General features: G+C 33.7%; 6 protein-coding genes. 5 read left to right on the top strand and 1 reads right to left on the bottom strand.

Annotation, left to right across the window (positions count from 1 at the left end; all coding sequences use genetic code 11):
• Positions 1-43 precede the first annotated feature (43 nt).
• The 5 genes from B2U95_RS04695 to B2U95_RS04675 are packed head-to-tail and all read left to right on the top strand — an operon-like array spanning position 44 to position 6582.
• Positions 44-2476, top strand: coding sequence for a TonB-dependent receptor domain-containing protein (locus B2U95_RS04695; RefSeq protein WP_339614649.1), 2433 nt, complete (start codon positions 44-46; stop codon positions 2474-2476).
• Between the two features lie 10 nt (positions 2477-2486).
• Positions 2487-3542, top strand: coding sequence for a Fe(3+) ABC transporter substrate-binding protein (locus B2U95_RS04690; RefSeq protein WP_296313330.1), 1056 nt, complete (start codon positions 2487-2489; stop codon positions 3540-3542).
• 3 nt (positions 3543-3545) lie between these two features.
• Entirely contained in the window at positions 3546-5177 is a 1632-nt protein-coding gene (locus B2U95_RS04685; RefSeq protein ID WP_296313327.1) for an ABC transporter permease, read from the top strand.
• 2 nt (positions 5178-5179) lie between these two features.
• Entirely contained in the window at positions 5180-5863 is a 684-nt protein-coding gene (locus B2U95_RS04680) for a class I SAM-dependent methyltransferase (protein WP_296313324.1), read from the top strand.
• On the top strand, positions 5863-6582 hold the full coding sequence (locus B2U95_RS04675; protein WP_296313322.1) for an ABC transporter ATP-binding protein: 720 nt from the start codon (positions 5863-5865) through the stop codon (positions 6580-6582). The genes B2U95_RS04680 and B2U95_RS04675 overlap by 1 nt, the downstream gene beginning before the upstream one ends.
• Positions 6583-6600: 18 nt before the next feature.
• Here B2U95_RS04675 and B2U95_RS04670 read toward each other — a convergent pair whose 3' ends face one another.
• Positions 6601-6957 (bottom strand): hypothetical protein, encoded by a 357-nt coding sequence (locus tag B2U95_RS04670; protein ID WP_296313321.1) that lies wholly within the window; start codon positions 6955-6957, stop codon positions 6601-6603.
• Between the last annotated feature and the right edge of the window lie 116 nt (positions 6958-7073).

The following is a 7073-nucleotide window of genomic DNA, read 5'->3' as shown; positions in this document are numbered from 1 at the left end:
GAACGAGAATCGTTCAAACAAAAAAAATGGATTTTACCATTCAATGATGAAATTAAAGGTTTATAATATTTTAATACTGTTCTCAGTTTCCATTTCTGTCGCTTTAGCACAAAACAAAGTCTCAGGAATTGTAACTAGCAAAGTAACAAATTCTGTTATGTCTAATGTCGAAATCTATGAGAAATCATCAGGTCTATTAGTAAAGACAAATACAGAAGGTTATTACGAATTTACTACAAGCAAAGATAAAATAACCATAGTTTTCTTTTCTTATCAATTTCAAGTGTTAGAAGTTGAAGTAGCCATAAATGGAGCTACAAATGTAAACCAGCAACTAGAACCGTTAGGGGAACAATTGACTGCTGTAGAAATTACAGCTATCAAAAGAAGAGTCTTTCAATTAAGCCGTTTAAAAGATGTTGAAGAAACTGCCATTTACGCTGGTAAAAAAACAGAGGTGATTTTAGTAGATGAATCTATGGCAAATTTAGCAACTAACAATGCTAGGCAAATTTATAGTCAGGTCGCAGGTTTAAATATTTTTCAGAATGATGACGCAGGTTTGCAGCTCAATATTGGTGGTCGTGGTTTAGATCCCAACAGAACTTCAAATTTTAATACACGGCAAAATGGTTATGATATTAGCGCAGATGTTCTGGGTTATCCAGAAAGTTATTATACACCACCTGCAGAAGCTTTGTCCGAAATTCAAGTGGTTAGAGGTGCCGCGTCCTTGCAATATGGAACACAATTTGGTGGACTTATTAATTTTAAATTCAAGTCTCCAAATCCAAATAAACCGATTGAATTAATTACAAGAAATACTTTAGGAAGTTTCGGCTTATATACCAACTTTACAAGTCTGAGCGGCACAAAAGAGAAGTTCAGTTATTACACCTATTTCAACTTTAAAAAAGGAGATGGTTTCCGACCGAATTCAGAATTTGAAGCTAAGAATGCATTTTTACACATAGGCTATCAACTCTCTGAAAAAACAAAATTTTCTGGAGAACTAACCTATTTACGATATTTGTCGCAACAGGCAGGAGGTTTAAGTAATGCCATGTTTAACGAAGATGCATTTCAAAGCAATCGCACACGAAATTGGTTTCAAGTGGATTGGTTGTTGTATAATTTTAAGTTGGCGCATCAGTTTTCAGATAAAACCAACTTCACATTTAATTTCTTCGGCTTAAATGCAGAGCGTAATGCATTAGGTTTTAGAACGAATCGCCAAGACATACCAGATAATTTTGCTGAGCGTGATTTAATAAAAGGAGAGTATAATAATTTTGGTTTTGAAGCACGACTATTAAGTAGATATAGACTTTTTGGAAAGGATGCCACAGGCTTAATAGGAACTAAATTTTACAAGGCTGATAATACATCTATTCAAGGACCAGGGAGTGATGGTTCTGGGCCCGATTTTAATTTACAGACGGAAACGTTTCCTAATTATGGTAACCAATCCAACTTCAGAAATCCAAACCTTAACATTGCTGTTTTTGGAGAAAATATTTTATATCTCAATGATAAATGGTCGGTCACACCAGGGGTGAGATTCGAATACATAAAAACTGAAAGTGATGGTTTTTCTAAACGTATTAATTTAGATGCGGCAGGAAATGTGATTCTAAATGAAACTGAATTTTCAGATGAGTTAAATGAACGTGCTTTTGTTTTATTCGGTTTGGGTGCTAGTTATAAGCCTAATGATAAAGTTGAGTTTTATGCAAACGCATCTCAAAATTACAGATCAGTAACGTTCTCAGATATTAACTTAGTTAATCCAAACTTTAGTGTGAGACCGTTAGTTGATGAGACGGGAATGACAGGCGATATCGGTTTTAGAGGAACTTACAGGGCGGCTATTTCTTTCGATGTTAGTGCGTTTAGTCTGTTTTACAATGACAGAATTGGAATCACTTTAGAAGTACAACCAGATAATAGTGTTAGAAAGGTTAGAGACAATATAGGTGATGCGTTTATCTACGGATTAGAATCTTTAATTGATTTTGATTTGAACGAAATTTTTATAAAGGATAGTAAGTATAGATTCAATTATTTTGTAAATACTTCGGTTACTCATTCGGAATACATAAGGTCAGACGAAACAGGTATTGAAGGCAACCAAGTAGAGTTTGTGCCGCAATTAAACCTAAAAACAGGTTTACGCTTCGCTTATGAGAATTTACAAGCTAGTATTCAATACACCTACTTGTCTGAGCAATTTTCTGATGCACCAAATTCTGGTAACGACCCTTTGGGAAGTTCTGGTGTTATAGGATTAATTCCGTCTTATGATATTTTAGATTTTTCATTATCCTATCAATACAAACAATTTAAATTAGAAACAGGAGTAAATAACGTTCTTGACAATACTTATTTTACAAGACGAGCAACAGGTTATCCTGGACCAGGAATATTACCGTCTCCACCAAGGAACGTTTATGCAACCTTTGAAATTAAAATTTAATATATATAAAATGAAAAATACATATTTAGTACTACTATGCGCTATCGTATTTAGCGCTTGTAAAAATGACACATCTAATCAGTCTCAAACTGAAAATGAAACAGGGGAAATAGCAAAAGAAGTAACGGTCTATACGCATAGACACTATCCTTCGGACCAGGAATTATTTGCAAAATTTGAGAAAGAAACGGGTATAAAAGTCAATGTGGTAAACGCAAAAGCTGATGAGTTGATTCAGAAAATGACCCAAGAAGGCGAGCAGTCACCAGCGGATGTTTTAATTACCGTTGATGCAGGCCGTCTTGTCCGTGCTAAGGATAAGAATTTATTGCAATCTATAGATTCAGAGCTTTTAAACAAGAGGGTTCCGTCAAATTTAAGAGATGAAGATAATCAATGGTTTGCGTTAACTAAACGTGCTAGAGTTATTGCATATGCTTTAGATCGTGTAACGCCAGTACAATTATCAACGTATGAGAATTTAGCAGCAGATACTTGGAAAAGTAAAATCTTAGTACGCTCTTCTGGTAATATTTATAATCAATCTTTAATGGCTTCGATTATTGCACATAATGGCGAAGAAGTGGCTAAAACCTGGGCTGAAAAGGTAGTTTTAAATATGACACGTTTGCCTAAGGGAAATGATAGAGATCAAATAAAAGCGGTTGTGGCTGGCGAAGGAGATTTAGCCATTGTGAATACTTACTACATCGGTAAACTTTTAAATTCTTCGGACGCAGCAGAAGTTAAAGCTGGCGAAGGTATTGGGATCTTTTTTCCGAACCAAGAGGGACGAGGTACACACATCAATATTAGTGGTGCAGGAGTGGCGAAATATGCTCCGAATAAAGAAAATGCAATAAAATTCATTGAATTTTTAGCAAGTAAAGAATCACAAGAAGTGTTTGCCAAAGCTAACTATGAATATCCTGTAAATGCAGAAGTAGAACCTTCAGAATTGTTACAGTCTTGGGGAACTTTTAAAGAAGATCAATTATCACTATCAGAATTAGGAAGAAACAACAAAAAAGCTGTCATTTTGTTTGATGAAGCTGGATGGAAATAAACCTTGAAATATAGATTTTTAACATATATAAAAAGAGATTTCAATATATGGTCAATACTAACATTGGCCATTATTGGTTTTATTTCTGTACCTATATTTACGGTTTTATTGCAGTTGTTTGAAGGTCCTGGAGAGACATGGACTCACATTGTTGAAAATCTCCTTGCCGACTATACTCTTAATTCTGTAATTTTAATTTTAGGTTGTAGTTTTTTAACACTTATTTTTGGGGTAAGTTCAGCGTGGATTGTAAGCCGTTATAATTTTGTGTTTAGAAAGCAAATAGAATGGCTTTTAATAGTACCATTAGCAATTCCATCTTACATTACAGCTTACACTTACGCAGGGTTTTTTGATTATGGTGGCACATTTCAATATGTTACTAAAAGCATAGGTTTTGGTGCACTCAGGTTTGATATTATGACTTTAAGTGGTCTTATTTTTATATTGAGTATTTCAACATATCCTTACGTGTATTTATCGAGTAGAGCGGTCTTTTTATACCAATCAGCAAGGTTAATAGAAGCTTCTAAAGTTCTTGGTGCTTCAGAACGTAAAACATTTTTTAAGATAGTTTTGCCTATTGCCAGACCAGCTATTGTAGGTGGTTTGATATTAGTAATAATGGAGGTATTAAATGACTACGGAGCTGCACAGTATTATGGCGTTAATACATTTACAACTGGGATTTTTAGAGCGTGGTTTTCTTTAGAGGAGCCTTCCACTGCAATTTATTTGTCCGCTATTTTACTGATTGTTGTGTTTATCTGCATTGGTCTAGAGCGGTTGCAAAGAGGTTCTAAGAATTTTGCGTTTTCATTAAAGAATGGTGGGGATTTACATCGACTTACAATATCTAATAAAAAGAGGTTTATCCTATATCTAATTGTTGGTTTTCCAATAGTTTTTGGTTTTATATTGCCTTGCTTACAATTAGTTTATTGGTCTTATTTAACGTTTTATTCAGTCGCTTCAAAAGACTTTTTTATTACGGCATTACAGAGCTTAGGTATTGCTTTTCTTGCTGCTTTATTAACGACGCTTCTTGCGCTTTTAAGTTTGTATTTTCCAAATTGGAATCGTCTTTCAGTACTTAAAAAGAGCTCAAGAGTTGCTGTTCTTGGTTATGCGATGCCAGGTGCAATTATTGCTATTGGTGTAATGATTCCATTATTGAGTGTCGATAAATGGCTCATTTCAGTATTTAAAATTCACCTTAATTTAGATATCGGTTTTGTTATTAATGGCACAATACTACTTTTACTTTACGCTTATAGTATTCGGTTTTTGGCTGTGGCATTTAATCCCATAGAAGCAGGACAACTAAAGCTAAATAAATCGCTAACGGAGGTATCACAATTACTTGGTAAAGGAAAACTGAAATCGTTCTTAAATGTTGAATTACCACTTTTAAAATTTAGTATTACAGGTGCTTTTATTTTAGTGTTTGTAGATATAATGAAAGAGTTGCCGCTTACCCTAATTTTAAAGCCTTATAACTTAAATACTTTAGCAGTAAAAGCTTATGAATATGCAAGTGATGAGTTAATTATGGAAGCTGCTTTGCCTTCTTTATGTATTATAGCAACAGGCATCATACCAGTAATACTATTAAATCGATTAATTTTGAAATAGTTATGAATAAAGCTATTGAAATATTTGAAGGAGAAAGAGTAAGTAATTATGATAAGTTCGTCATTGACTATTTTCCGAGTTATAGTTTTGTAATGCAAAATTGTGCTGTTTTAATAAGCGAATATTTAAATACTAAGTTAAAACCTAAAATTTTGGTTGTTGGTTGTGGCACGGGAAACGAGGTAAAGCAACTTTTGGATTATAATGGAGATTGGATGATTGACGCTTGTGACCCTTCAGAAGAGATGATTAATAAAGCAAAATCTAAACTGTCTAATTATGCCAATTTAAATCTTGCACATAGTGGTGTTGAGGAATTAGATAAAAGCAATTTATATGACGCAGCAACTTTATTTTTAGTGCTTCATTTTATTTCAGACGATGGTGCAAAGTTAGATTTGCTAAGAGAGATTGGTAGCCGATTAGAAGTTGGAGCTAAATTTTTACTTTTCGATATTTGTGGTACTAAAAATGAAATTGAAGAAAATTTTGATATCCTGCGCCAATTATTTCCAAAGAAATGGTGTAGTGAAGAGATTGAATTGCGTAGAGAACGCATGCTAAAAACACTTAATACCATTGATGAAAATAGAACTTTAGAACTTTTGGAATTAGCAGGATTTGTAAAACCTGTTAAATGGCACCAATCTTTTTTAGTTCGCTCGTGGATTTTAACTAAAGCCTAATGACAGACATTCTAAGTATAAAAAGCCTAACTAAAACATATTCAAATACTGAATTACCTGCTATTTCTAATTTTAATTTAGAGTTAAAAAAAGGGTCTATTTTAGCAATAGTTGGGGAGAGCGGAAGTGGTAAGACCACTCTGTCAAGGCTCATTGCAGGGTTAGAAACACCTGATGAGGGTACCATTACATTAAACGACAAAGTAGTGGCTTCTAACGATACATTTATTGAACCAGACAAACGGCAAGTCGGAATGGTGTTTCAAGATTATGCCTTATTTCCACATTTAACAGTTAAAAAAAATATAGGTTACGGAATATCTAAATTGAAAAACCGAGAACAGCGTATTTTGGAGTTATTAAAACTTGTAGAGTTGGAGGGTTTAGGTGGGCGTTATCCGCATCAATTATCTGGTGGTCAGCAACAACGTGTGGCATTGGCAAGAGCACTAGCTCCAAAACCAGAACTACTTATTTTAGATGAACCATTTTGTAATTTAGATGCGAACTTAAGAACACAATTAAGACAAGACGTGTTTGGTATCATTAGTAAAACCCAAGCCACAGTAATTTTTATAACACACGATACTGAAGATGCTGTTGCCGTTTCAGATCAAATGGCTGTGATTAAAAACGGGAAACTTTTTCAACACGATACCACAAAAACTGTTACAGCAAATTCTAATAATACCTATGTTTTATCATTATTTCGAAAATAATTTCAGTAAACGTTTCAATTAATTCATCTTATTTTTTTTCAATAGTGTGTCCATTTCAATTTGAAAAAGTGTGCCTTTTAGTAAATCCTTCATGTTCTTTATTTCAATATAGCTCATTGCGAAACTAACCATCGGTGTTGGTGTTTCAAGAAGAAGTGCTTTGCAGGAGTCATTCGACTTACAATCGTCACACAAGTCGGTATTTTCTAAAATATCATATGTGCATTCCAGAAGTTGATTTAGTTGTCTTTTTGTAATACTTAAGCCCGCATTTCTAAATATAAGTTGAATCTTTTTCGTGTCTTTAAGATGTCCATCTTTCCATTTGAAAGCAATTCCGAAGTCATTGTGGTAGAGTTTATAAATATCATTCATTACATTAATATTTTTGAGTTTTTAAAAGCTTTACGAAATAAAAGTTCTCGTTTAGTTGAATGTGTAATTTGTGTTATCTTTTTTATGTGTTCTCTCAATTTTTTAGCATATCGCGA

This window comes from Winogradskyella sp. UBA3174 (assembly GCF_002364335.1).
Lineage (GTDB): Bacteria > Bacteroidota > Bacteroidia > Flavobacteriales > Flavobacteriaceae > Winogradskyella.
The sequence above is the reverse complement of the archived record's forward strand: the minus strand, read 5'-3'. Positions and strand labels throughout refer to the sequence as shown.